This is a genomic window from Marinomonas sp. A3A (assembly GCF_018336955.1).
Taxonomy (GTDB): Bacteria; Pseudomonadota; Gammaproteobacteria; order Pseudomonadales; family Marinomonadaceae; genus Marinomonas; species Marinomonas lutimaris.
The window spans coordinates 3,506,946-3,532,889 of sequence record NZ_CP025532.1 but is presented as its reverse complement, the minus strand read 5'-3'; the positions used below and the strand labels follow the sequence as shown (position 1 = coordinate 3,532,889).

The 25,944-nt window shown below is 43.3% G+C and carries 25 protein-coding genes; 19 read left to right on the top strand and 6 right to left on the bottom strand.

Annotation, left to right across the window (positions count from 1 at the left end):
- Positions 1 to 1,579: 1,579 nt before the first annotated feature.
- The 9 genes from CYL31_RS16525 to pseG all read left to right on the top strand — a co-directional run bounded on the left by CYL31_RS16525 (position 1,580) and on the right by pseG (position 9,951).
- A complete protein-coding gene (locus CYL31_RS16525) occupies positions 1,580 to 1,729 on the top strand; it encodes a hypothetical protein (protein ID WP_212916267.1) in 150 nt (49 codons plus the stop codon).
- Positions 1,730 to 2,023: 294 nt separating this feature from the next.
- Positions 2,024 to 2,908, top strand: a complete 885-nt coding sequence (locus CYL31_RS16520; RefSeq protein WP_212916266.1) for a flagellin N-terminal helical domain-containing protein — start codon at positions 2,024 to 2,026, stop codon at positions 2,906 to 2,908.
- Positions 2,909 to 2,972: 64 nt separating this feature from the next.
- A complete protein-coding gene (locus CYL31_RS16515; RefSeq protein WP_212916265.1) occupies positions 2,973 to 3,395 on the top strand; it encodes a flagellar protein FlaG in 423 nt (140 codons plus the stop codon).
- Between the two features lie 39 nt (positions 3,396 to 3,434).
- Positions 3,435 to 5,060, top strand: coding sequence for a flagellar filament capping protein FliD (gene fliD, locus CYL31_RS16510; protein ID WP_212916264.1), 1,626 nt, complete (start codon positions 3,435 to 3,437; stop codon positions 5,058 to 5,060).
- A 39-nt stretch (positions 5,061 to 5,099) separates the two neighbouring features.
- Complete coding sequence (gene fliS, locus CYL31_RS16505; RefSeq protein ID WP_212916263.1) at positions 5,100 to 5,534, top strand: flagellar export chaperone FliS; 435 nt, start codon at positions 5,100 to 5,102, stop codon at positions 5,532 to 5,534.
- Positions 5,534 to 5,827, top strand: a complete 294-nt coding sequence (locus tag CYL31_RS16500; protein ID WP_212916262.1) for a hypothetical protein — start codon at positions 5,534 to 5,536, stop codon at positions 5,825 to 5,827. Before fliS ends, CYL31_RS16500 begins: the two co-directional genes overlap by 1 nt.
- Positions 5,817 to 7,925, top strand: a complete 2,109-nt coding sequence (locus CYL31_RS16495) for a motility associated factor glycosyltransferase family protein (protein WP_212916261.1) — start codon at positions 5,817 to 5,819, stop codon at positions 7,923 to 7,925. Before CYL31_RS16500 ends, CYL31_RS16495 begins: the two co-directional genes overlap by 11 nt.
- 2 nt (positions 7,926 to 7,927) lie before the next feature.
- The gene (pseI, locus tag CYL31_RS16490) at positions 7,928 to 8,959 is read left to right on the top strand and encodes a pseudaminic acid synthase (protein WP_212916260.1); all 1,032 of its coding nucleotides are present in this window, start codon (positions 7,928 to 7,930) and stop codon (positions 8,957 to 8,959) included.
- The gene (gene pseG, locus CYL31_RS16485) at positions 8,956 to 9,951 is read left to right on the top strand and encodes a UDP-2,4-diacetamido-2,4,6-trideoxy-beta-L-altropyranose hydrolase (RefSeq protein WP_212916259.1); all 996 of its coding nucleotides are present in this window, start codon (positions 8,956 to 8,958) and stop codon (positions 9,949 to 9,951) included. The genes pseI and pseG overlap by 4 nt, the downstream gene beginning before the upstream one ends.
- Here the strand turns inward: pseG and pseF are convergent.
- The 4 genes from pseF to CYL31_RS16465 all read right to left on the bottom strand — a co-directional run bounded on the left by pseF (position 9,926) and on the right by CYL31_RS16465 (position 13,527).
- On the bottom strand, positions 9,926 to 10,648 hold the full coding sequence (pseF, locus tag CYL31_RS16480; protein WP_212916258.1) for a pseudaminic acid cytidylyltransferase: 723 nt from the start codon (positions 10,646 to 10,648) through the stop codon (positions 9,926 to 9,928). The two genes, pseG and pseF, sit on opposite strands and share 26 nt — an antisense overlap.
- Positions 10,649 to 10,651: 3 nt before the next feature.
- Positions 10,652 to 11,839, bottom strand: a complete 1,188-nt coding sequence (gene pseC, locus CYL31_RS16475; RefSeq protein ID WP_212916257.1) for a UDP-4-amino-4,6-dideoxy-N-acetyl-beta-L-altrosamine transaminase — start codon at positions 11,837 to 11,839, stop codon at positions 10,652 to 10,654.
- Positions 11,826 to 12,821, bottom strand: coding sequence for a UDP-N-acetylglucosamine 4,6-dehydratase (inverting) (gene pseB, locus CYL31_RS16470; protein ID WP_212916256.1), 996 nt, complete (start codon positions 12,819 to 12,821; stop codon positions 11,826 to 11,828). Before pseB ends, pseC begins: the two co-directional genes overlap by 14 nt.
- Before the next feature lie 124 nt (positions 12,822 to 12,945).
- The gene (locus CYL31_RS16465; protein ID WP_212916255.1) at positions 12,946 to 13,527 is read right to left on the bottom strand and encodes a DNA-3-methyladenine glycosylase I; all 582 of its coding nucleotides are present in this window, start codon (positions 13,525 to 13,527) and stop codon (positions 12,946 to 12,948) included.
- 127 nt (positions 13,528 to 13,654) lie between these two features.
- On the opposite strand from CYL31_RS16465, the gene CYL31_RS16460 reads away from it, so the two are divergent.
- The 6 genes from CYL31_RS16460 (at position 13,655) to CYL31_RS16435 (ending at position 19,090) form a co-directional block, all read left to right on the top strand.
- Entirely contained in the window at positions 13,655 to 14,275 is a 621-nt protein-coding gene (locus tag CYL31_RS16460) for an NUDIX domain-containing protein (RefSeq protein ID WP_212916254.1), read from the top strand.
- Positions 14,276 to 14,279: 4 nt separating this feature from the next.
- Positions 14,280 to 15,260 (top strand): 1-acylglycerol-3-phosphate O-acyltransferase, YihG family, encoded by a 981-nt coding sequence (gene yihG / locus CYL31_RS16455; RefSeq protein ID WP_212916253.1) that lies wholly within the window; start codon positions 14,280 to 14,282, stop codon positions 15,258 to 15,260.
- The gene (locus CYL31_RS16450) at positions 15,257 to 15,739 is read left to right on the top strand and encodes a DUF1249 domain-containing protein (RefSeq protein WP_212916252.1); all 483 of its coding nucleotides are present in this window, start codon (positions 15,257 to 15,259) and stop codon (positions 15,737 to 15,739) included. The genes yihG and CYL31_RS16450 overlap by 4 nt, the downstream gene beginning before the upstream one ends.
- 49 nt (positions 15,740 to 15,788) lie before the next feature.
- The gene (locus CYL31_RS16445) at positions 15,789 to 16,370 is read left to right on the top strand and encodes a YqiA/YcfP family alpha/beta fold hydrolase (protein ID WP_212916251.1); all 582 of its coding nucleotides are present in this window, start codon (positions 15,789 to 15,791) and stop codon (positions 16,368 to 16,370) included.
- Between the two features lie 132 nt (positions 16,371 to 16,502).
- Positions 16,503 to 18,401 (top strand): DNA topoisomerase IV subunit B, encoded by a 1,899-nt coding sequence (gene parE, locus CYL31_RS16440; RefSeq protein WP_212916250.1) that lies wholly within the window; start codon positions 16,503 to 16,505, stop codon positions 18,399 to 18,401.
- 74 nt (positions 18,402 to 18,475) lie between these two features.
- On the top strand, positions 18,476 to 19,090 hold the full coding sequence (locus CYL31_RS16435) for a UPF0149 family protein (RefSeq protein ID WP_212916249.1): 615 nt from the start codon (positions 18,476 to 18,478) through the stop codon (positions 19,088 to 19,090).
- A 129-nt stretch (positions 19,091 to 19,219) separates the two neighbouring features.
- Here the strand turns inward: CYL31_RS16435 and CYL31_RS16430 are convergent, their stop codons facing one another.
- Complete coding sequence (locus CYL31_RS16430) at positions 19,220 to 20,416, bottom strand: amino acid aminotransferase (RefSeq protein ID WP_212916248.1); 1,197 nt, start codon at positions 20,414 to 20,416, stop codon at positions 19,220 to 19,222.
- 179 nt (positions 20,417 to 20,595) lie between these two features.
- On the opposite strand from CYL31_RS16430, the gene CYL31_RS16425 reads away from it, so the two are divergent.
- The gene (locus CYL31_RS16425; protein ID WP_249411613.1) at positions 20,596 to 21,795 is read left to right on the top strand and encodes a methyltransferase; all 1,200 of its coding nucleotides are present in this window, start codon (positions 20,596 to 20,598) and stop codon (positions 21,793 to 21,795) included.
- A gap of 47 nt (positions 21,796 to 21,842) precedes the next feature.
- On the opposite strand, the gene CYL31_RS16420 is transcribed toward CYL31_RS16425, so the two are convergent.
- On the bottom strand, positions 21,843 to 22,541 hold the full coding sequence (locus tag CYL31_RS16420; RefSeq protein WP_212916246.1) for a pirin family protein: 699 nt from the start codon (positions 22,539 to 22,541) through the stop codon (positions 21,843 to 21,845).
- A gap of 133 nt (positions 22,542 to 22,674) precedes the next feature.
- Between CYL31_RS16420 and CYL31_RS16415 the strand changes: the two genes are divergently transcribed.
- From CYL31_RS16415 to CYL31_RS16405, 3 genes are all read left to right on the top strand, one after another.
- The gene (locus CYL31_RS16415; protein WP_212916245.1) at positions 22,675 to 23,595 is read left to right on the top strand and encodes a LysR family transcriptional regulator; all 921 of its coding nucleotides are present in this window, start codon (positions 22,675 to 22,677) and stop codon (positions 23,593 to 23,595) included.
- Between the two features lie 152 nt (positions 23,596 to 23,747).
- On the top strand, positions 23,748 to 24,695 hold the full coding sequence (locus tag CYL31_RS16410) for an AEC family transporter (protein WP_212916244.1): 948 nt from the start codon (positions 23,748 to 23,750) through the stop codon (positions 24,693 to 24,695).
- 219 nt (positions 24,696 to 24,914) lie between these two features.
- Positions 24,915 to 25,901 (top strand): ABC transporter substrate-binding protein, encoded by a 987-nt coding sequence (locus CYL31_RS16405; RefSeq protein ID WP_283248209.1) that lies wholly within the window; start codon positions 24,915 to 24,917, stop codon positions 25,899 to 25,901.
- The last annotated feature ends 43 nt before the right edge of the window (positions 25,902 to 25,944 follow it).

Here is a 25,944-nt window from a genome sequence, read left to right as displayed (position 1 = left end):
GTTTTGCTCTTGACCGGCTTTGAGATGAGCTTTTTTGATGGAGTTCTTTTAAAAGTATAGATCATTCTTGATGAGTAATTTCAGTGATGAGTTTGTGCCTTAAATATATTGTTCAGTTTGCGAGAAGCTATAGATGATTTTGCTAGGTTTTCAGTGGTCAGGCTCGCATCTAAAAGTGAAGTATGCGGAATAGAGAAAGCTCTAGCGAATTGAAATGTGTCGAATGCATGTTGTGGCTATGCCGTATTTCGTTGTGTGTAAGGCTGTTGTGGTTGTATGAACAATGAATTTTTTATGGGCAGCGCAGCCGCGCCTTTTTTCACGGACTCGGGTTGCACGCTGAGCGCTTGGTTTTTGAGGAGTCAAGTTTGGTGACAGGTTGCTTATTCGTATTTTTGCATAGATTACTGCTGTGACTGTAGCACGGTCATTTGTTGATGAAAAAGTTAGGTTTCTGGCGCTATTTGTGTGGATGAATAACGGGCAGAATTTAGTTTTCCAGATGTTCCCGACGGCACAGCTGCGTCTTTTTTTTAGGATTTTGGCTGATTGTTGATTCTGAGGAGTCGAGCTTGGTAATAGGTTGCTTATCCGTATTTTTGCATGAGTTACTGCTGTGACTGTGGCGCGGCCATACATTGACACAAAAGTTAGATTTCTGACCCTATTTGTGTGGATGAATCGTGGGCGAAATTTTGTTTTTCGGGTTTCTTGATGGCACAGCTGCGTCTTTTTTTAGGGTTTTGGCTGATACGTTGGGTGTGTTGATTCTGAGGAGTCGAGTTTGGTAATAGGTCGCTTATCCGTATTTTTGCATAAGTTACTGCTGTGACTGTGACTGTGACTGTGGCGTGGCCATACATTGACACAAAAGTTAGATTTCTGACCCTATTTGTGTGGATGAATAACGGACGAAATTTTGTTTTTCGGGTTTCTTGATGGCACAGCTGCGTCTTTTTTTAGGGTTTTGGCTGATACGTTGAGTCTGTTTATTCTGAGGAGTCGAGTTTGGTGACAGGTCGTTTATTCGTATTTTTACATAGGCTACTGCTGTGGCTGCGATATGGCCACGCATTGACACAGGCGTTAGATTTCTGACGCGATTTGTGTGGATGAATAACGGGCGAAATTTCGTTTTTAGGGTTTTTTAATGGCACAGCTATGTCTTTTTTTTCGCGGTCTTGATTGGAGGTTGAGCCTGTTGATTCTGAGGCGTTGAGTTTGGTGGCAGGTTGCTTATTCGTATTTCTACATAGGCTACTGCTGTGGCTGCGATATGGCCACTCATTGACACAGCCGTTAGATTTCTGACGCTATTTGCGCGGATGAGACACGGGCGAAATTTCGCTTTTCGAATCCTTTTAACGGCGCAGCTGCGTCTTTTTTTCAGGGCTTTGGCTAATACATTGTGGGTTTTGATTCTGATGGCTAGCTTGGTGACAGATTGCTTATTTGTATTTTTGCATAGGATGTTGCCGTGAGCGTGGCATGGCCACTCGTTGGCGAAAAATCGGGGGCTGCCGGTATTTTTGTGGATGAAGAGTGGGCTGAATTTCTTTTTTAAGATGTTTCGAAAGGCATGGCCGAGTCTTTATTGATTTTTGAGCGAAACATAGACGACTTTGTCTTCAATAATGGTTTGAGTGGCAGTTTTTGTCTGTTTTTTAATGTGGTAGCCATTTCTTTGGTGATTGTTTGCCGTCTTGGTGAGTTGGAAGTGGAGACCTAGTGAAAGATCTTTGTCAGATTATTTACTTTTGGATCAGGTTTAAGGGATTTTAAGGCGTGTTTTTGGGGCTTTAAGGTAAAAAACACAGTGTTTTAAAAAAAAGTGTAAATAAATTTAATTGTTTTAAATTTATTTTAAAACAATTACTTAGGCATTTATTTGCCGCTATATAGGAGGTTATTTTCCGAAAAACGGAAAAATATTTCCTAAATTGACTAAAGGTTTTCAGATTCTTGTCGAAAACCTTATACGATCTGCTTTTTTGCAGGATTTAATAAAACCTAGGAGGCTATGATGGCTCTTTATGTAAATACGAATACTTCATCTTTAAGTGCACAGCGCCAGCTAATGGGCTCAGCTAAATCGTTGGATACTTCTTTCCAGCGTTTGTCTTCTGGTTTGCGTATTAACAGCGCGGCTGATGATTCGGCAGGTCTACTTATCTCTAACCGTTTAACTTCTCAGGTAAATGGTTTGAATCAGTCGGTTCGTAACGCCAATGATGGTATTTCTTTGTCTCAAACGGCAGAGGGTGCATTGGATGAAACAACAAACATGTTGCAGCGAATGCGTACGCTATCTATTCAGGCATCAAACGGTTCAAACTCAGATAAAGACCGTGCAGCACTACAGCAAGAAGTTAGTCAGCTATCTACTGAGATTAACCGTATCGCATCGGATACTACATTCGGTGGTGAAAACTTATTGGACGGTACTTACACTGGTATTTTCCAAGTAGGCGCGGACTCTAACCAAACTATTAGCTTTAACTTAACCGATGGTGGTATTAACAACACAATCGATTACGCTGGTAATGGTGGTTTCACTATGTCTGGTTTATCTAGTAATGCTACTACTGCTCAGGTTGATGTTGTAAGTGCTTCTGTATCTACAATGGCTAATGCTCAGAGCATGGTAGATGTACTAGATACTATGATTTCTGCAGTTGACTCAAAACGTGCTGAGTTGGGTGCGGTGCAAAACCGTTTTGGTTCTACAATTACTAACTTGAGTAATATTTCTGAAAACGTAGCCTCTGCTCGTTCTCGTGTACGTGATGCTGATTTCGCAGAAGAAACTGCTAAGCTAACAAGTTCTCAAATTCTTCAGCAAGCAAGTTCATCTATTTTGGCTCAAGCAAACCAACGTCCACAAACTGCTTTGTCTCTATTAGGCTAAGCATTATTGGTAGCGGAAAGCTGGGACCTAGTCCCGGCTTTTGTCTATTTGGGGGAACTCTGATATGTCTATTAATGCCAGTGATTTTTCTAAGCAGGGTCTCAATTACTCTTTAAAGCCAGAACAGCGTGCCGCAGAAGATTTTGCCGCATTACGCCAAGCAAATGCTAAAGTTGTACAAAATACAGCCGATACGAGCAGAGCAGATAAAGATAATCGAAACTCTCAATTTTCAAATTCTTCTGCAAAGGTAGAGCCTCACGACGTCGAGATCATGAATCAAAAAATGTCTCAATTAAATGTGCATTTAACCTTTGAAATGACAGAAGACAGGGCGCAAAATATCGTAAAAGTGTTAGATCAGACAACGGGGGATGTGGTACGCCAAATCCCAACAGAAGAGTTTCTTAAAATGTCTGATAGAATAGACGCTATTATGAGCCAGCTAAGTGATATCAAGGGAACCTTGGTAAACAGTGAGGTTTGATTTAGATAACAGATAATGTAGGTGTCAGGAGATAAAGTTATGTCGGTAGGCTCATTAGGTGCAGGGTCTGGTATTGACCTAGAGTCCCTTGTTAAACAAATGGTGAGTGCTCAAAAAGACGCTAAAGTAAAACTTTATCAAGATAAAATTGATGGCTATGAGGCGGAGTTGTCTGCATTAGGCAAAGTTGGCTCAGCTATTGATACTTTTAAATCTTCTGTCAAAGCTCTAAATGATGATGAGCTTTTTACTGGGCGTGATGCAAAAATCGCCCAAACAGAAGGTGAAGAAGTTATTGCTATTACGACAGACAATACGGCCTCAAATGGCTCTTATTCTATTGATGTCAATCAGCTAGCAAAGGGCAGTCGAGTCATGTCGGCGCCTGGTACTTTTTCCTCTGCGGATGATGTTGTTGCTAAACAAGATTCGCGACTTACCTTTAAGGCTGGTAGCAACGAGTTTTCTATTACCGTTGATGCTGGTACGACTTTATCCGAACTTCGTAATCAAATTAATACATCAGAAGATAACTTTGGTGTGTCTGCTAATTTGGTTGATGATGGTAACGGTAATCTATTCTTCACAGCTACCTCTGCCATTCAGGGGGCTGCAAATACACTTAAAATTATCAATACTGCTGTTGTGAGAGATGAAAACGGCAATATTATTGATAATCCTATTGAGGACAGCTCAGACAAAACACTTGATGAGCTTCCTGCTGAAGATGTCGCCGACGGAAAAGATGAATTGGACTTGGCGGGAGATGATGTTGACTTTGCTAATGATGGACCGATTCCTGCCGATGAAGAAAAAGACATAGCAGATTCAGAGAGAGATTCTGCTTCTGTTGATGGCAAAGATTCAGATATTGCTGATAAAAAAGATACTTCTCCTACTGCAAAAAATGCAGTGCTTAGTTTAGACACCATTTCAACCGAAGGAATATCTGCTGGCCTTTATACGCCTTTAGGAGATGAGGCTCGTGATGCAATTATTACTGTAGATGGTATTCAAATTAGAAATGATACCAATACTTTTGATAATGCCGTTGCTGGTTTATCCATTGAAGCATTAGCGCTGACAGATAAAACTACAAAAGTAGACATCAGCTTTGACCAAAAGACAGTTCAGGAAACTATAGAAGAGTTTATTGCTTCTTATAATGATGTTGTTGGATTGCTGCAAGCTAGCTCAGATAGGGGCGCTGTTTTAAATGGTAATAGCATGGTCCGGAACTTGCAGTCCTCCCTATCTACCCAGTTAATGAGTAGTCATGGTGATTCTGGAACCTTTACTTCTATTTTCGATCTGGGTGTGAAAATGGATAACAAAGGTAAGCTTAGTTTTGACAACGCTAAGTTTGATAATGCCATGAAAAAAGGCTATAGCGATATCGCACCATTGATATCTGGTGATAACGGGTTGGCTCAGTCATTAGAAGATCTGCTTGATAACTATACCGGATCTGATGGAATGACAAATTCATTAAAGGATTCGGTTCGCCGGTCGATAGATAATACAGAAGGGACGTTAGAGGCTTATGAAGACCGTATGGTCAAATATGAAGATTCTCTACGGTCCAAGTTTACAAGTTTAGATTCTCGCCTTGCAAATATGAATGCTCAAGGTGGCTATTTAAATTCTGTATTGTCGAAAATGTAGCTGTTTTAAATTGTAATACACGTATTAATGGGGTTGTTTATGTACAAGAGTAAAGGGATCCAAGCCTACAGAAAGGACTCAATTAAGTCCGACTTAGCCTCGGCTGACCCTCATCGCGTCATTCAGCTCTTAATGCAAGGCGCGCTTGAAAAGCTAGCTTTAGGCAAAGGTTGTATCGAACGTTCAGACTGGGAAGGAAAAGCCGCAGCATTAACTCGCGCTAGTGAAATTATTAATGCGTTAAGAGACGCATTAGACCGTGACGTTAATCCAGAGCTTGTGGATAATCTTGAGTCACTTTACGAATACATGATAGTTCGTATCACTGAAGCCAGCATTGCTAAAGACACGAGTATCCTTGATCAAGTAATGGGTCTTATTTTGCAAATTAAAGGTGCTTGGGATCAAATATCTACAGCCGATAAGCAAGCTGCTTATGAAGGTCAGACTGAAGCTCGAGTTGGAGCAGTTTAATGTTTGATATGTCTCACTTAACTGAGTTGAGTGCCGCATTAGAACAAAGTGTTATTGATAAAGACGTAGAAAAAATACAGCTATTATGTGAAGAAAATGATGCCTTTATTCGCTCCATTCAACCGCTTTCTACGGCAAAGGATAATGAGCGAATAAAGCATTTCATATTGGTTCATCAATCCGCTATTCGGTTTATTCGTGATGTTCATGCGGAAATGCAAAAACAACTTTACCAAACTAATAAAACTCGTAAGAGTGTGAATAAGTACAAAGGCGTGAAAAATGCAGAATGAGGAAAATTTATCCTCTCTTGATCAGGCTGAAGCATTCGCTTCGCTGTTTGAAAGAGGTGCATCACGCCTCAAAGAGCATGATCAAGAGTTGACTGAACGATACCTAAGAAACATGACCGTGTTTTCTCAGATCATGCCTCACATATTTGAATCCTTTCAAGATTATCAGCCTAAAAAACGTCATATTTACATGGAAGAAAGCGGTGAGCTTAATCTTTACCGTGAAGATGTTGGTGTGCCACTTTTTTCTAAAAAACCAAGAGCTCAGTCTGCCGAAAGGGTAAACCGAGCCTTTATCAAGCCTAATAAAACGGTATTGAATTTAGAACGCACAGCCAATCATCCAAGTCGCCATGTGTACTATAGTAATAAAATACTAGATCAAGTTGAGTTGCAATCGGCAGGATTAGAGCCACAAAGCGGTTGGCCTGAATTTGTTGGGTCTGCAATATTGTTTGGGGTGGAGTTTGGTTATCAGCTTGAAATGATTCTTGCTGAGCGAGAGATAAAACACCTTTATCTGTATGAGTGTGATCTGGATTTTTTTTATTACTCATTGTTTGCCATTGAGTGGCAGAATATTTTAGAAATCTGTAACCGTGATGGCCGTACCATTCATTTCTTTTTAGGAGTGAGCCCAGAAGAATTTACCGAAAAATATCTTCGTCAGTTAGAAGAAAATGGTTTTTTCATGGCGCCAGAAACTTATCTTTATGTCGGTTATGGCAGCCCTGAAAATGATCTGGCGATTGATTATTTTAAAAAGCAGTATGCTCGTCAGGTGATGGGTTGGGGTTTTTTTGATGATGCTCTAATTGGTGTTGCACAAGGTTTGAAATCCTTGCCTAAAACCAAAGTCGCTCATTTTCAGAGTCGTGAAGCGTTACCTAAATGGGTGAGTAATATTCCTGTTTTCATTCTAGGGAATGGCCCATCTCTTGATCAAGGCATTGAGTTAGTCAAAGAAGTTCGAGATCAAGTTTTGCTAATTTGCTGTGGCTCAACCATTAATACCTTAAAAAAGTTAGGTGTGACGCCTGATATTCATGTAGATATTGAACGCCTTAAGCAAACGGTTGATAAGTTCCAGTTTTTAGATCAAGACTACTTAGATAAAATTTGGGCTTTGTCTGTAAACGTCATGCATCCAGGCTTGTTTGATTGCTTTAAACGCTCAGGCATGGCGATGAAACCAGGCGAAGCCATAACCTCTTTAATGTTAAGCCAAGCGCGGTCCCATGGTGATAGCAAAGAATACGTGCAGCTGAACTACTGTAATCCCGTGGTTGCTAACTTGGCATTGTCTTATGTTCATCTCTTTGGTTTTAATAATGTCTATTATCTTGGTGTAGACAATGGCTTCAAAGACAAAGGCAGCCACCACTCAATTCACAGTGGATATTATAAAGACGGCAAAGAATCTGGATTCCAAACTTTCCAAGAAGCTAAATTGGTAGAGCGTGAAGGAAACTTTGGTGGCACAATTTATGCCACAGGGATTATGGATACTTCACGAGTTCAGTTGGAATCCCTTACTCGACAATTGAATAAACGCCGTAATTTTGCCAGTTTTAATTTATCTGATGGGGCAAAAATCGAAGGCGTAACACCGTTACGGTTTGAAGATGTTCTCATCATGGACCCTAAAATTGATCACGCTAAAGTCATCGATATTCTAGAAAGCGTATTTTTTACCGAGCCGCCAGAGTCGTTAGTCGGCCAATCAGCCGATGAGCTTATTTCTGTGGATGACTTCCGTAAGATTAGCCGGACGCTGCAACAGGGCTGGGATGAGTCAATAACAACACGCGAGCAAGTATGTGACTTATTTTGGTCTCATCATCGTCAGATTTATTTTTTGAAGGGCAGTATTCATCGCCATATTTATGATTTGTTAATTGGTTCTTTTACATACTCCACCTTTTTGATCGTGCAGTTTTTGTTTAAGTATCAGGACGAAGCAGAAGCCGTGGCTCGTGCCCGTCATTTATTTGCACCATGGTGTGAATTTCTTGAGGAAATGCCAAGCATGCTCCAGCAAGCGTCAGAGTATGTGGATCAAGGTAATGATCACCTAGTCACTTTTTACAATGGTTAATTATGTTCGAAGCTATGTTTGAAAAAATGCCTTTTATTATTGCTGAGTTATCGGGCAACCATGACCAAGATTTGGAACTCGCTAAAGCTATGATTCATGCCGCAGCTGATGCGGGTGTAGATGCGATCAAGTTACAGACCTATACACCAGATACCATGACGTTAGATGTTCGCCACGGCGAATTTATGGTGTCCGAAAGTGATAGCTTGTGGCGCGGTTCCAATCTTTATGACCTGTATAAAAAAGCCTCAACACCTTGGGAATGGCATAAGCCGTTATTCGAGTTGGCAGAGTCTTTAGGTTTGGTGGCGTTTAGTTCTCCGTTCGATTTAAGCGCAGTGGCATTTTTAGAATCCATCGACGTGCCCTTATATAAAATCGCGTCTTTTGAGATGACCGACATTCCGTTAATTCAAGCGGTAGCGAGAACGGGCAAGCCGATTATCATGTCGACCGGCATGGCAAGCGAAGAAGAAATCGCCGAAGCCGTCGCAACCATCAGAGCCATTGGCGATAATCCGCTAACATTACTCAAATGCACCAGTACGTATCCTTCCAAAATAGAAGATTCTAACTTGGTAACTATGGCCGATTTGGCAGCGAAAACCGGTTGTCCTGTTGGCTTGTCTGATCATACTAAAGGTCTGGGCGCGGCTGTTGCTGCAACAGCTTTGGGCGCAACCGTGATTGAAAAACACTTTGTGTTAGATCGCAGTGCTGGTGGTGTGGACGCAGAATTCTCCATGGAGCCAGATGAAATGAAAGCGCTGGTAGTTGCTTGTCGGGCCGCAAAAGCAGCGCTTGGTACGGTGACTTATGGCGGCTCAGATGCCGAGCAAGCAGCGAAGAAATACCGTCGCTCTATTTATGTGGCAGTGGATTTACCCGCTGGCACCATATTGACCGAAGAGCATCTGAAAATCATTCGTCCGTCGTTTGGTCTTGCGCCTAAATATTGGCCAGAAGTATTAGGTAAAAAATTAGTGGCAGATGCGCAAAAAGGCCAGCCGCTTGCTTGGGATATGATGGCGTGAAACTCTTGGTGCGAGCCGATGCCTCTGTCGAAATCGGCATGGGACATAGAGTTCGCTGCCAAGCCTTAGTCCATTCTTTTAACGAACTGGGCTGGCACTGTCAGTTTGTGGTTGATCGTCGGTATCAGGCCTTTGCCTCTCAGCAAGACTGTTTGATTGGTGGCGAGTCAGAAGGGTGTAAGTCTGAGTTTTTAGCTTTGGCGAGACAAGTTGATCTAGTGGTATTAGATCATTATGGCTACAGCGCCGAAGAAATTACCGAGCTTCATCAATACCAGCCGAACTTACTGGTGTTGGATGATATGAATGATCGGGGCGAATTCTCCTGTAAATGGCTCCTAAATCCACTGAAAGAAACCTATTCCCAACGGGTAGAACTTCCATTAACTGGAAGTTCTTATGCGTTATTAAGACCCACTTTTCAACACGTAGAAGAGCATGTAAGCAACCCTGAGCAACTGCTTATTACCCTTGGCGGAACCGACCCGCTTACTCTAACTTTGCCTATTCTAAACGCCTTGCTGGCGTCAGGTTTTCCTACGAAAGACATTCAGGTTCTATTGGGTGCTAATGCCAAAAATGCCGACCAAGTGATCAAATTTTGCAATGATAATAGTATCGCTTTTGAGCAAGGTTTAGCGGATGTCACGCCTTTGATGAAGCAAGCCAAGATGGCTATTTCTGCCGCTGGTGGCACCTTGTTTGAATTGGCTTGCATGGGTGTGCCGACAGTCTTTGCTCAAGTCGCAGACAATCAAACTCGCTCATTGGAGCAGCATGTTCCACTAGATTGGTGTCGTTCTATTCGTTTTGATAATGTGCCGGAAGAAGTTCGGCAGCAACGCGTTGAGCAGTTAGTCGAAGACGTGAATCGTTGCTGGCTGGATATTGAGTGGCAAGAAAATGCTCGTAAAACGGCTCGTAGCTTAGTTGATTGTGATGGTGCCAACCGCGTAGCAAAAACCATTAACTCATATTTTGCAGCTTCATAATTTGCGTTAAGCGCAACCAATCTTCCTCTGTGTCCAAATCCTGAATTCTATGTCTTGGTAATAATAAAGGCTTGGATTTAGGGCCAAATATTTCTTCATCAAACCAGTCTTGAGTGCTCGCCCAATAGAACTGCCCCGCATCATGAATAGCTTCCACCAAATCTTGTGAGCGTTTGCCGATATGTTCAGGGAACATGGGCGCCAATTCGCCGTTTTCTTTGAGGTGAAGTGCTCTTTGAATCGGGAAGGCAAAGGTAGTGGCTGAAAAGCAAAATGCTGTGTTTTGGTCTAGTTGTACCAAGCCTTGCTGCAAATCTTCTGGTGTCAGCATTGGGCAAGTCGCATAAATCAAACACGCTTGGTCTGGTATTTTGCCTTCATCAATCAAACAACGCAGTGCATGCTGCATTACCGGTGTTGTACCTGTCATATGATCGGCCAAATCGGCAGGGCGAAAAAACGGAGTCTCTGCGCCAAATTTGCGTGCGACTTCTGCAATTTCTGCGTCATCGGTAGAAACAATAACGCGATCGAATAACCCTGAAGCAGTCGCCGTTTCGATGGAATAAGCGATCAAAGGTTTGCCATCTAACAAACGAATGTTTTTTCTAGGAATGCGCTGAGATCCACCACGAGCTGGAATCACCGCAACTCGATAGGGCTTTTGGTTTTCTTGTGAAAGAGCGCTATTTTTCATTGTTTAGGCTCTCATTACACGATTAGCAATTAAGGCATGTTTTAAGATCAGTGCCACTCGCTCTTGTTGAGCATAAGTTAAGTCGGCAAAAAGCGGCAAACTCAGTGTGCGAGCGTAGTAATCTTCCGCGATAGGGAAGTCGCCTTGTTTAAATCCTAGCTCTTGATAATAAGGTTGGGTGTGCACAGGGATGTAATGCACCTGAGTACCAATTCCTGCTTGACGTAAAATATCAAACACGCCTTTTCTCGCGGTCTTGTTATGTTCTGGCAATAAAATTGGAAATAAATGCAGAGCTGAGTAATTATCATCCGCTTGATAAGGTAAGGTAATAGGTAAGTTTTTTAACAAGGTCTTATAATTGGCAAATTGCTGATGGCGACGTTCGATAAAGTCATCCAAGCGAGATAATTGTGATAAACCAAGAGCAGCCTGTAATTCCGTCATGCGGTAATTAAAGCCCAGCGTGTGTTGTTCATAATACCAATCTCCAGGCGTTTGCGTTAATTCATCAACAGATTTGGTTGTACCTTGTTGAGCATGCGTACGCATGTGCTTAGCAAGTTGTTCGTCATTGGTAATTGCCATGCCACCTTCAGCCGAGGTGATGATCTTCACTGGATGAAAGCTGAAAATACAAATGTCGCTAAATGCTCCGTTGCCCACGTAATTGTCTTGGTATTTCGCACCAATGGCATGGGAAGCGTCTTCTATAATGCGAAAACCATATTCTTTCGATAAAAGGTGAATGGCTTCCATATCACAGGATTGACCCGCGAAATGCACCGGAATCACAACTTTTGGTAATTTGTCTTGTGTTTTTGCTATGGCTAATTTCTCAGCCAATTTATTCGCACACATGTTGTAGGTGCGAGAATCAATATCGACAAAATCTACATTAGCACCGCAATAACGAGCGCAATTGGCGGAAGCAATAAAGGTGTTAGGCGATGTCCAAACCGTATCGGCTGCCCCAACACCTAATGCCAAGCAGGCTAGATGTAAGGCCGATGTGGCGCTGTTTGCTGACACAGCATAACTGGCGCCGACTTTTGTGCAAATAGCTTGCTCAAACTCACTGACGCAAGGGCCTTGGGTCAAAAAGTCAGAACGGAGCGATTTTACGACGGCAGCAATGTCGTCTTCGCTAATGGATTGTCGGCCGTAGGGAATAAAATCAGTGTGCGTCATCGAAGGTCAAAATCTCTTCAATACTTAAAAAATGTGGATTGCTGCCAGATTGATATTCATAGCCAGGCTCAACCAACTCGCCCGTTTCGCCTAAACGGTTGTGAGCAAAATCCATATCGTCTTGATAAAACTTGATGCTTGGCGAAATCACATAATGATCTTTAAATTCATAAGTATGAAAAGAATCATCCCCAGGACACATCACTTCGTGGAGCTTTTCGCCGGGACGAATACCAACGTCTTTGGTTGGAATGTTTGGGGCATAAGCCGCTGCCAAATCCATGATGCGCACAGAAGGAATTTTCGGCACAAATATTTCGCCACCGTGCATACGTTGGAAGTTCTTCAATACGAAATCCACACCCATTGGCAAAGTGATCCAAAAACGTGTCATGTCTGGGTGAGTAATCGGGATGGATTCTGCGCCATCAGCAACCAACTTTTGAAAAAACGGTACAACAGAGCCCCGTGAACCAACCACATTACCGTAGCGAACCACAGAGAAACGCGTGCGACCTTGGCCGACCATATTATTGGCGGCAACAAACAGCTTGTCAGAAGCAAGCTTGGTAGCGCCATAAAGGTTGATTGGTGCAGCGGCTTTGTCTGTGGATAACGCAATGACTTTTTCAACATCATTAGCAATCGCTGCAGCAATTACATTTTCAGCACCATGAATGTTGGTTTTGATACATTCCATCGGGTTGTATTCAGCGGCTGGAACTTGTTTCAGTGCCGCAGCGTGAATGACAAAATCTACATCTCGCATGGCTTGAGTTAAACGATCTTTGTCTCGAACATCACCGATAAAATAGCGCATGCAAGAAGCATCAAAATCTTGCTGCATTTCGTACTGCTTCAACTCATCACGAGAATAAATAACCAGTCGTTTAGGTTGGTAGTTGGCCAATAGTGTTTTCACATACTGACGACCGAAAGAGCCCGTGCCACCAGTAATAAGAATGCTTTTGTTGTTAAACATGTTTTTTACCAAACTAAATAATGGAATTTGAAAGCCCAATGAGCATGGACATTGTACAAAGAATCTTTTTACTATATCGACTACTTTAGGCTAAACATTAATGAAATCAAGGAACTGCTATTGATTATAACTGTTTAATCAATTTATTTTTCTTCCGCGAGACACAGTCTGCAATATGATCATTAACCATGCCCGTGGCCTGCATAAAAGCATAACAAGTCGTGGCGCCAAGAAATTTAAAACCTCTTTTCTTTAAGTCTTTGGCGAAACGAGTCGATAACTCGGTGACAGCGGGAGCATCAGTATGATTATTGATTGGGTTATCAATGATTTTGTTGTCGCTAAATGCCCAGTAATATTGGCGAAACGAGCCAAATTCGTCGGCAATTTTTAAAAAGGCTTTGGCATTGTTAATGGTGGCTTCAATTTTAGCCCGATGGCGAACGATACGTTCATCCATTAATAAGCGTTCTACGTCAGCTTCGGTCATGTTAGCGACCTTAACTGGGTCAAAACCATGAAAAAGCGCTCGATAACCTTCTCGTTTGCGTAAAATAGTAATCCAGCTTAGACCTGCTTGAGCGCTTTCTAGTACAATACATTCAAATAACGCTTGGTCATCATAAATAGGGATTCCCCATTCAGTATCATGATAATGAATGTATTCGGGAGATCCTAAACACCAAGCGCAACGTATATTTTCCATTTACGACACTCCAAATTTGTCATTGCGACTTTTGTAATAATGGCTTTTGTAAAAAGTGATTGCCTGAGTTGCTAATTAATCATATCAGACCTTATTTGAAATAGTGGTCTGCTTAGGACGAGATAATATGAAGTTTAAACCGACGTATAGCAAAAAAGATGTTGAGGTATTAGCCGACGAATGTCTTTACAAGGGCTTTTTCGAAATGCGCAAACTGACTTTGAAGCATAAGAAGTTTAACGGTGAATGGAGCCAACCCATGACCCGCGAAATGATGGTGCGAAACGATGCTGTATGTGTGTTGTTGTTTGATCCAGTAGCCGACAAAATTTTATTAATAGAACAGTTTCGTCCTACTGTGTTGAGAAGCGAATCGCCTTGGTTACTGGAATTGGTTGCGGGCATGGTGGAAGAAGGTGAAAGCGATGAAGACGTGGCGCGCCGTGAGTCTTTCGAAGAAGCCGGCGTGACGGTAAAGCGCCTTGAATACATGTTTAAGTTTGTGCCGTCACCGGGTGGATTGGTTGAGTACTTACGCATGTACGCGGGAGAGTTTGATTCGAGCCTTGTGGATACCACAAAAGTTCATGGTTTAGATGAAGAAAATGAAGACATCAAATTACATCTTGTTTCGTCCGACGATGCTATTGCTTTGCTTAAGAATGATGTAGAAAACGCCAGCACTATCATGGGGTTGCAGTGGTTTGCATTAAACAAAAGCGATATCGTAAAACGTTGGAGCGCTTAAATCAATGAAGTCAGACACAGCCATTTTTACAAATAAGAAAACTTTGTTGCAGCCAGTTGTAGGTCTCGTTTCTTTTGTTTTTATGTGTGGCAACGTACTTTTCTGGACCTTATTGGTTCATCTTGTTGCGCCTTTATTAGTGTTAAAAAATACCCGCTATGAGAATTTTGCAGAGCGTTGTTTCAATCGCTTGTATGATGGTTGGGTGGCTTCTTGTGAGTGGTGGTTTCAAAACATCTTAGGTGTAAGGTGGGAACTTGATGACACCATGAAAGCAGATTTTGATCATTGGAACTTGATCATTGCGAATCATAGATCTTGGGTTGATGTGTTTGTGATTTTTGCCCAGCTCAAAGGCCGTCGTCCTTTACCAAGAGTATTTATGAAACAAGCCCTCATTTGGTTGCCGTTTGTCGGATCGGCTGCTTACATAATGGGGTTTCCTTTTATGAAACGCTATACTAAAGGACAAATTCAACAGCATCCAAAATTAGCGGGAAAAGATTTAGCCACCACAAAACGCTCTTGTAAGCGCTTGCTTAAGCGTCCAAACTCAATCATGAGCTTTGTTGAAGGTACGCGTTTTACCGAGGCTAAACATAGACAGCAAGCATCGCCTTATCGTTGTTTGCTTAAACCAAAAGCAGGTGGCGTCGGTTTTATATTGCAAACTATGCCTGAGGCCATAAAAAGCATTACTGATATCAATGTTTTATATGAACAAAAGACAGTAACAGGCTGGGATTTACTGTGTGGGCGAATTGGAAAAGTTAAGGTCATGGTGCGAGAAGTAGCCATTCCTGACACCATGTTAATGCCTGAATACCAAGCGTCTGGAAAGGACAGAGAACACTTTTTTACTTGGTTTAATCTATACTGGCACGATAAAGACACTCGTATGAACCACCAACTTGTCGCCTTAAGACAGGCTTCTGTTGATGGTTCAGAACAAGATTTTTCAAAAGGAAACACGTCACAAGAATGACAGATACTATGAAGACACAGAAAACATCGAAACACTATGTGCCAGATTTGGTGAGTTTGCAGCTGCTCGGCGAGTTGAATTATCGTCGTTTAGGTAAACTCATGCGCGGTCAAGAAGAGATGGATTCTTGGAATTTTTCCGTTCATAGTGCAGGTGATCAAGAGAGTCGATTATGCTTAACGCTTGGCAAAGAAAGCCGTTTCACCTCTGAAATTGCATTAGAGTTTGGCCCTGAAATTCCTAAAAAACTTCTGTTCAAGACGACACTATCCATGACCGTGCGCTTGTATCATGATGTAGGCATTGCTGAAATTACTGATGGTCACCGACAATACAGTGGCACATACCCTTATCCAAATGATGCCATGCTGCATCGAGACGAGAAATTTCGTTTAAATCAGCAACTGGCAGATTTGTTGGAGCTGTGTTTGAAGCATGGTCATAGGCTGAGTAACACCTTGTCTTTTCAGTTTGCCTGATCTTAGCTTTTACCCTGATAACTTAACCTAAGTAAAGAGACGAGATCCTTTGACTGCTTTATTGTATATCCATGGTTTTAATAGCTCTGAACGTTCCCATAAGGCGACGGTGCTAGGTGAGGCTGCGAAAAAAATGGGCTTGCCTGATGCGGTTATTTCGCCACGTTTGTCTTGGCAGCCAGCGCAAGCCATTAAGCAGCTAGAAAGCATTATTGAAGCCAATCAACAACAAGGAATCACGTTAATTGGTAGTTCTCTTGGTGGATTTTATGCGGCATATCTTGCCGAAAAGTATCGTGTGAAAGCCATTTTGGTGAATCCTGCGGTACAAGCTCCCGTATTGTTACAAGACTTTCTTGGTCCGCAACTCAACCCTTATACCAATGAAGAATACGAATTAACTCAAGCGCACATGATAGAGCTTGAGCAATTGGTTGTTACAGAACCAACTGCTGATTTTTATTGGCTTATGGTTCAAGAAGGTGATGAAGTGTTGGATTATAAAGAAGCACTTAAGGCTTTTCCTAAAACAGCACGACTTACTCACGAAGAAAAAGGCGATCACAGTTTTACTGAATTTGAACGATTTTCCGCTGAGATTCTTCGTTTTGCTGAAATATTAACCGAGTAAGCTACTGCTTTTGTTGGACTATTTCACACTGCGTAAAACCAGTGATAGACTCTAGCCAATCTAATTTACACTCGCACGTAATACAGCGACTGAAACCTGTATTTCACGATCAACTTGGAAGTAAAAACACGCATGTCTGCAAAAGAATATAACGCCGGATCGATAGAAGTTCTTAGTGGCTTAGAACCTGTACAAAAACGCCCAGGAATGTATACGGACACCTCACGGCCAAACCATCTAGCACAAGAAGTTATCGACAACTCCGTCGATGAGGCCTTGGCTAACCATGCGGATCGTATCGAAGTTATCTTGTACAAAGACGGTTCTTTGAGCGTCGAAGACAACGGTCGAGGCATGCCAGTCGATATTCACCCAGAAGAGGGGATATCGGGTGTTGAGTTGATCCTGACAAAGCTTCACGCTGGTGGTAAGTTTTCTGGCGATAACTACCAGTTTTCAGGTGGTTTGCACGGTGTCGGTGTATCGGTTGTTAACGCCTTGTCTACGTCGTTGGAAGTTTGGGTAAGACGTAACGGCATTCAGTACCACATTGGCTTTGAAAATGGTTTTAAAACCTCAGAATTAAAAGAAGTCGGCACTGTTGGTAAGAAAAACACCGGTACGAAAGTAAAATTCACTGCCGACACCAAATATTTCGATAGCCCTAAGTTCTCTCTGTCTCGTTTAAAACATTTGCTGAAAGCCAAAGCGGTTCTTTGCTCTGGTCTTCATGTTGTTTTTATTGATCAAAGCGGCAGCGAAGAAGCTCGCGAAGAATGGTTTTATCAAGATGGTCTAAAAGATTATCTAGCGCAGGCCAATGCGGGTTTTGTGTTGTTACCAGACGAGCCTTTTATTGGCGGCTTGACAGAAAAAACGCAAGGGGTCGATTGGGCGGTACAGTGGTTGCCTGAAGGCGGCGAGTTGGTAACAGAAAGTTATGTCAACTTGATCCCAACGGCGCAGGGCGGTACTCACGTCAATGGTTTACGAACAGGCTTGCTAGAAGCAATTCGTGAATTCTGTGATTTCCACAACCTCTTACCTCGTGGCGTTAAGCTAACCGCAGAAGATGTATGGGATCGTTGTAGCTATGTGTTATCAGCGAAAATTCAAGAGCCACAGTTTTCTGGTCAAACCAAAGAACGATTATCGTCTCGTCAAATAGTGGCCTTTATTTCCGCGACAGTAAAAGATTCCTTTAGTCTTTGGTTGAATACACATGTTGAAGACGGTAAAAAAATCGCCGACATCGTGATTAACAGCGCACAAAAACGCCTAAAAGACAGTAAAAAAGTCGTTCGTAAACGAGTAACTCAAGGCCCTGCATTACCAGGTAAATTGGCGGACTGTTCTGGGCAAGACTCGTCTCGAAGCGAGCTTTTCCTTGTGGAAGGGGACTCTGCAGGCGGTTCTGCCAAACAAGCTCGTGAGAAAGACTTCCAGGCTATTTTGCCGCTACGAGGAAAAATATTAAACACTTGGGAAGTAGATTCTAACCAAGTGCTTGGCTCTCAGGAAATTCATGATATTTCCGTAGCACTTGGTGTCGATCCAGGTGATGAGGACTTGAGTGGCTTGCGTTATGGCAAAGTTTGCATCTTGGCCGATGCCGACTCGGATGGTTTACACATCGCAACGCTAATTTGCGCCTTGTTTGTTCGCCATTTTCCAGCCTTGGTAAACAGCGGACATGTCTTTGTTGCCATGCCGCCTTTGTACCGAATCGATATTGGCAAAGAAGTTTACTACGCCCTAGATGACGAAGAAAAAGACATCACCTTGCACAAAATCGCCGCCGAAAACAAACGTGGCACGCCAAACGTACAGCGATTTAAAGGTTTGGGTGAGATGAACCCATCACAGCTTCGTGAAACTACCATGGCGCCAGATACGCGCCGCTTAATCCAGCTCACCATGGAAGACAAGCCGGATACTAATGAGCTTCTAGACAAACTGCTGTCGAAAAAACGCGCAGGTGATCGTAAAAGCTGGCTAGAAACCTACGGTAACTTGGCAATTATTGATTAATGAATCAATAATTTATCGCTTTTGCCCAAGCAAGCTAAAATATATGTATAGCTCAACTAAATGGAAACGAATGAATGTCTGAAGAAAAAGACGATGATGTCATCAGCGAAGAAGTCCTGTACGAAAAAATAGACCACTATTTATTGACCTTTGGGACAGATCGCTCACTGATGTGTGTATCGGAGTTAGATGGCTTTTTAACGGCACTGGGTTGCTCTGTGCAAGAGTTAGAGCCTGATGTTTGGTTGAATGCTATTTGGGGCGCGGACGAAGATCAGCCTGTTTGGGAGTCAACCGAACAAGAAGACGAGTTCTTGAGCCTTGTACTTATCATGTATATGGAAACCATGAATAGCTTGTTGTTTGGGGATTTTTATCCAGTGTATTTAGAGCAAGAAGTTGATGGTGAATATACTTTATTAGTTGAAGAATGGTGTGTTGGCTTTATTCGTGGTGCTAAACTGATCGGTTTAGGAATTGGCGGTGATCGAGAGTTTTTCGATGAGGTTCTAGCGCCAGTGCGTTTATTTGGTACTGAAGCCGGTTGGGAAAAGCTTGAAACTATGGTTGCAGCAGAAGTGACTTTCTGGCGAGAAACCTTAGAGCCATCGATATTACGCTTGGTGCAGCATTATCATCCTGAAATGCAAACTGGTACAAAAAACAAAGAAACTCGCGTATTGCATTAGGTTTTAATTATTTATTAAAAACTGCTTTATAGGTACGTTGCTTATAACAGCAAGAAAAAAACCGTGATCTAATCAGATCACGGTTTTTTCGTTTTAGAACGTTGCTTTTACAAGTAACGTTTTTTTATATTAACCTACAACTTTCGCAATGCTTTCGCACAAATAATCGATGTTGTTATCACTCACACCAGCAATGCTCATGCGGCCTGTGTCAGCAATGTAAATCGCGTATTCGCTGCGCAATGTACGAACTTGCTCTAGTGTTAAACCTGAGTAAGAGAACATGCCGCGCTGATCTTTGATGAAGCTAAAATCTTTGCTCACGCCAGACGCTGCTAATTTAGCAACGAGCTTTTCACGTAAACCATTAATACGATCACGCATAGCGGCAACTTCTAAAATCCACTCAGCTTTTAGTTCTGGGTTGCTCATGATGGTATAAACTACTGCGGCACCGTGAGCAGGCGGCATAGAGTAGTTCGCACGAATGGCTTGACCAATAATAGAGAATGCAGCATTCGCTTCGTCTGCAGATGCAGCAATAACGCTCAAACCACCACAACGTTCACGGTAAATGCCGAAGTTTTTCGAGAAAGAGTTCGCGATCAACATATCTTGAACATTGGCAGCCATATAACGCAAGCCAGCCAAATCTTCATCTAAGCCGTCGCCAAAACCTTGGTATGCCGCATCAACTAATGGCAACAAACCACGCTTGTTAACGAAATCGGTTAGGATTTTCCAGTGATCGAATTGTAAGTCGATACCTGTTGGGTTGTGGCAGCAAGCATGAAGCAACAACACATCGCCTTCTTTTACTTCGGCTTCTAACTTCGCCATCATGTCGTCAAAACGTAGGCCGTTTGTTGCTGGATCATAGTAAGGGTAAGATTTTACCTCCACGCCTGCAGAGTCGAAAATAGACTTGTGGTTACCCCAAGTCGGATCACTTACCCAAAGGCGAGCGTCTTTCAAGTTGGCGCTAATAAAATCCGCCGCCACTTTTAATGCGCCTGTACCGCCAGGTGTTTGCGTAGAACGAATACGACCAGAAGTGATCAATTCATTGCCTTCGCCTAAAATCAAATCTTTGATAATGGCTTCAAACTCAGTGGCACCGTAAATACCTAGATAACTTTTAGAGTCTTCTTGTTCAAGCAAAATGGATTCGGCTTTCTTTACCGTATTTAAAATCGGCGTATGGCCATTGTCGTCTTTATAAACACCCACACCCAAATCAATTTTCTTTGGGTTTGTGTCATTTTTATGGGCAATAATAAGAGCTAAAAGAGGGTCGCCTGAAACGGCTTTAAGATGCTTGAACATGATAGTTACGGGGTCCTTGTTTTATGTCACAGGAAAATCGCTGTGAATATGATCGTTGCTTGAATAGCCTCTTCATTTTGCCGTTTTTATGACAAAATACAATGCAAGAGAGAGGGAAATTTCCTCAATACTGTAAAGAAAAAAAGACACCTAGTTTTTCCTTCCTGACGAGCCAGTTTATGACCTCTTTCCAACAGCGCTTTCAATCACTTGATACTTGGCTAAAAACGCATACTCAACTCTGGCAGTTCGACACCTTTGCTCGACTTGATAACCCTTGGAAACATACCTATCCAGAGTTGGCGTCGGTTTTAGAGCGAGAAAACCTAGAAATAGACAGTGAGGCTTTTTATGTAGAAGTATTTCGGGTCCGCCCAGATTTAAAAGCCGAACTTAACTTTTCAAAGCCTGATTTACTTGATCAATCACCGCAGCGAACACTTACTTATGATGTTCCAAGTTATGTCTCAGCGGGAATAAAAGGCCGAAAATGGGCACAAATCCAAGCCTTTGTTGCATATACGCCAAAAGCCAATAGCTATGTAGAATGGTGCGCAGGAAAAGGTCATTTGGGCAAATTATTAGCCTTTCAAGACAGCAAGCCAGTTCACAGCCTAGAATGGCAAAAGACGCTGTGCGAAGCGGGTGAACAAGAAGCTAAGCGACTAAAACTGCCGCAATCCTTCACTCACGCTGATGTGCTAAAAGGAGAAGGGCGACCCGCGTTAGCAAACGCTCACTGTGCCGTTGCACTCCATGCCTGTGGAGACTTGCATCGTGAACTCATCCAACAAGCGATTGTGGCAAACACAGGCAAACTTTGCATTTCTCCATGCTGCTATCATTTGACGAAAGATGAGTTCTATCGCCCGCTATCTCAGTTGGCGCAGCAATCCCAACTTAATTTACGCCAAGCAGACCTTAAACTTGCCGTAAAAGAAGTCGCCACCGCTGGTGCCCGTGAACAACGTCTTAAACAACTTGAACTGACTTATCGACTTGGCTTTGACGCATGGCAAAGAACTGCTCGTCAGCAAGACGACTATCTGCCTGTTCCCTCCATTCAAAAAGCCATACTCAACCAAGGCTTCGATACTTTTTGTCACTGGGCAGCCGAGCAAAAAAGTCTAACGGACTTAATCGGCAAAACCTCTTTTGAAGATTTTGAAAGTATTGGCCAAACTCGTTATCAACAAATACAAAAACTCGAAGCCATTAGCCAGCTGTTTCGCCCCGCGTTGGAATACTGGCTCGTCCTCGACCGCGCCATGTGCCTAGAAGAAAACGGCTATAAAGTCGAGATAGGCAAATTCTGCGAAAAAAACCTAACCCCAAGGAACTGGATGATCAGGGCTGAGAGGAAACAAAAAGAACAGTGAGCATTGCTATGCCCACTGTTGAAAATAGAGAAGGGAATTAAATCAAATCACACCAAGTCAAAAAGCAGTGCTTTAACGCGTTGCTCGCTTAGTCTCTCAAAGTTAATTTCTGACACGTTTTCAATCTTCGCGCCGTCGCCAGGTTGCATGGTGATGCCGTCGCCTAGGGACAGTTCGCCTTCGATCAGGTGCACGTAGTAATGGCGGTTGTTGTCCGCTTGCCATGTGGCAGTTTGCTGATCTTCAAGGATCAGTTGGATGAGTTGCATGTTTTGTTTAACGTGCAGTGTGCCATCCTTTCCATCTGGTGTGATGATGGTGGTGAAACCTTGTGTTTGGCTAAATTCTTTTTGTTGGTAGCCTGGTTCTCCGCCTAGTTTATTTGGCATGATCCAAATCTGTAGGAATTTCAGCATGTCTGTTTTAGAGGCGTTGAATTCACTGTGGTAAACGCCTTTGCCTGCGGACATGAGTTGGTATTCACCTGCCGGTAATTCTTTTACGTTGCCTGCGCTGTCTTTGTGGGCGATGGTACCTTCTAATACTAGGCTTAGTATTTCCATGTCTTTATGACCATGGGTTTCAAAACCCGCGCCTGGGGTGACGGAGTCATCGTTGATCACGCGTAGGTCTGAAAAGCCCATATGTTGTGGGTCGTAGTAGCTACCAAAAGAAAACGTATGATGGCTGTCTAGCCAACCAAAGTTTGCGTGTCCACGGTCTTGTGCGTTGCGAATAGTGATCATGGTATTTCTCCTATTAGTTACCGGAAGACAGAGTGGCTTGCGGTGTATGAAGTGAGTGTAGTCGTCGGGAAAAAGAAAGAAAATCGGAAGGTTTTGAGCTAGTATTTCAAAAAATTTGAATAAAGGTTGAGCTATGGCATACGCGGTGACTTTGGAAGCATTACGGGTGTTGGAAGCAATTCATCAGTTGGGCAGTTTTGCGGCCGCGGCGGATGCTCTGTTTAAAGTGCCGTCCGCTTTGACTTACACAGTTAAAAAGTTGGAAGACGATTTGGGTGTGGTCTTGTTTGATCGCTCACGACAAAAAGCCGTATTAACCCCAGCGGGTCACCTAGTGTTGGAGCAGGGTCGAGCCATTTTAGAGGCAGCCATGCGTTTAGAAGATTCAATTAAGCAATTTGAGTCTGGCTGGGAGCCAAAGCTTCGAATCGCCCGAGATACGGTGTTGTTAGAGTCACCTTTAATGTCTGTGGTAGGGGACTTTTTATCGCAGAATAGACCGGTGGAATTGACCTTGTCGGAAGAGGCTGTCGGCGGCGGTTGGGATGCTCTGCAAGATGATAGGGCGGATTTGGTCATTGGCGCGACGGGTGAGTTGCCCAAGGGGAATGTTCATATTAGAGCCATTGGTGAGATAGAGTTTGTGTTTGCGGTGTCACCAACGCACCCGTTGGCTTTGACCAACGGGATGATTACCGCCGCGCAATTGCGCCAATATCCTTCTATTGTTGTGGCGGATAGTTCAAAAATTTTGCCAGCCCGTAGCAGTGGGATTTTTGAGAGTCGGCAAGTGCTTAGAGTCGATACTATGCGCAGTAAAATTCAAGCGCAATGTTTGGGTTTAGGCGTAGGGTATTTGCCGAAACATCGCATTGCTGATGAGTTAAGTTCTGGGCGGTTAGTGCTACGCCAATGTGAGTTGCCAAGACCAAATCAGATGGCGTATTTGGCGTGGCGCAAAGATGATCCCGGCAAAGGTTTGTCGTGGTTTGTAGAACAATTGGCAATTCAGGATTGGCAGCTTTGTCATTCTCGCGAAGGAGGCTTTCGTTAAACAAATTCCGTCGATCTTGTAGGTCGTGCTTTAGCGCGTCAAGGTTTTTGGTTTGGTGTTATCGGGCTTTTGACGGCCTAAAGGCCGACCTACAGGTGATTACCTCGTGCTTTCGGGCAGGGGGCATTTGGGCTATTTTTTAAGGGGTATTTGTGTTTTCTCTCTCTCTTTCTGTGTTGCCGGTATTTTTGCTGTTGATGGCTGGGGCTGTATGCCAGCGTTGGCGTTTTCCGATGGAAGGCTTTTGGTCTGGTGTCGATAAGTTTACTTATTGGGTGCTGTTTCCTGCTTTGTTGTTTAGTAAGACGTCACAAATCGATTTCAGTAATCCCATGCTGCCGAAATATGCGTTTATTTTGTTGTTTGCCTTGTTTGTGACGGCGGTTTTTGTATTTATCAGTACTTGGCTGATGAAGGTGGTCGCGCCGACGGCGTCGTCTATGTTGCAAGCCGGTGTGAGGTTTAACACTTTTGTTATGTTGGCTTTAGCGGGCAGTTTGTACGGCAATGATGGTTTGGTGTTGGCGGCGTTGGGCGCATCAGTGTTGATTCCTTCTGTTAATGTGTTTTTGGTGGTGTCCATGACCTTGATGCATGGGCCGTCTTCGGTTGATAGTTCGTCAGCCAATTCCTTGTCTCGTTTGTTAAGTGGTGCTTTGATTCGCAACCCTTTGATCGTGTCTATTGTGCTTGGTAGTAGTTTGAATTTGTTAGGGCTGACGCCGATTATTTTAGTCTCTGATGTGCTTAGCATGTTGTCTCAGGCAGCGTTGCCATTGGTGTTGCTGGCTGTCGGCGCAAGTGTGCGTTTTGAGACGATTCGCTCTGTCGGCATGACGTTTGTGATGTCTGCTGTGGCGCGCTTTGTGGTGTTTCCTTTGGTGATTGGCTTAATGTGCTGGTGGCTTGATGTACGTGGCCTACCAGCCTTGGTGGCGGTGTTATTTGGTGTCGTGCCAACGGCCACGTCGGCTTATGCGTTGGCGCGTCAGTTAGGGGGCGATGCAGATAGGATGTCTGCTTATATTACGATGCAAACTTTACTGTCTGTGGTGACTTTACCGGTAAGTGTTTGGTTGAGTCAGTTGTATTTGATGTGATGTAAAGGCTTATTTAATGGCTGAAAAAGTACTATATGGTGAATAAAACAGTCATGTTACGGTGCTTTTTCATATCAATATTGATATGGAGTTCGTTGTAACTTGCATTTGAAAGGAGAGAGGGCGGGCTATATTCTCAGTTGCAGAGTCCCAGATGATCGGCAATAGCGGGTATGTGGGCTCAGTACAGATAACAACAAAAACAAAAAGGAATCTAGTATGCAATCTCTCTCTGTTCGTTCTTCGTTGCCATGGCTGGGTGCATTTAAACGCAAGGCTGTGTTAACTACTTTCTCGGTATTACTTCCTGTGTTGTCCGCTTCGGCGATGGCAGCAGATCTCACGATAGGTTTCTCGCAAATCGGCTCTGAAAGTGGCTGGCGGACGTCTGAAACTGAATCTATTAAAGCCGAAGCTGAACGCCGTGGCTACGATCTAAAATTCTCCGATGCACAACAAAAGCAAGAAAACCAAATCAAGGCTGTGCGTTCATTTATCGCTCAAGGTGTTGACGGTATTTTGCTCGCTCCTGTGGTGGAAACCGGTTGGGATCAAGTATTGAAAGAAGCGCAACGAGCTAAAATCCCCGTTGTGTTGATTGACCGTGGTGTGGCGGCAGATCCAAGTTTGTACCTAACGAAAGTGGCGTCTGATTTTAAAGAAGAAGGCGCGTTAGCGGCATCTTGGTTAGCAGCGAAAACCAATGGCCGTTGTAATATTGTTGAGTTGCAAGGCTCCGTTGGTTCATCTGCGGCTATTGACCGTAAGACGGGCTTTGATTCTGTTATTAGTAACTTCCCTAATATGACGATTACTCGTTCTCAGTCTGGTTCATTTACTCGTGCAGGCGGTAAAGAAGTCATGGAAAGTTTCTTGAAAGCCGAAGGCGGTGCGAAGAATATTTGCGCGCTATTTGCTCACAACGACGATATGGCGTTGGGTGCGATTTTGGCGATGAAAGAAGCGGGCGTGAAACCAACCAAAGACATTTTAGTGGTTTCTATCGATGCGGTTCCAGATATCTTCAAAGCCATGGCAGATGGTGAAGCGAATGCGACTATCGAGTTGAACCCTCATCTTGGTGGCCCTGCATTTGATGCCATTCTAGCGGCTCAGGATGGTAAAAAAGTCGACAAGTGGATCAAAGCAAACGGTCCTTTGTACCTACCTGATACAGCTGCTGCGGAATACGCGAAGCGTAAATAATAGTGCGACACACCTAGGAGCAAGGCGCTTCTAGGTGTGATTA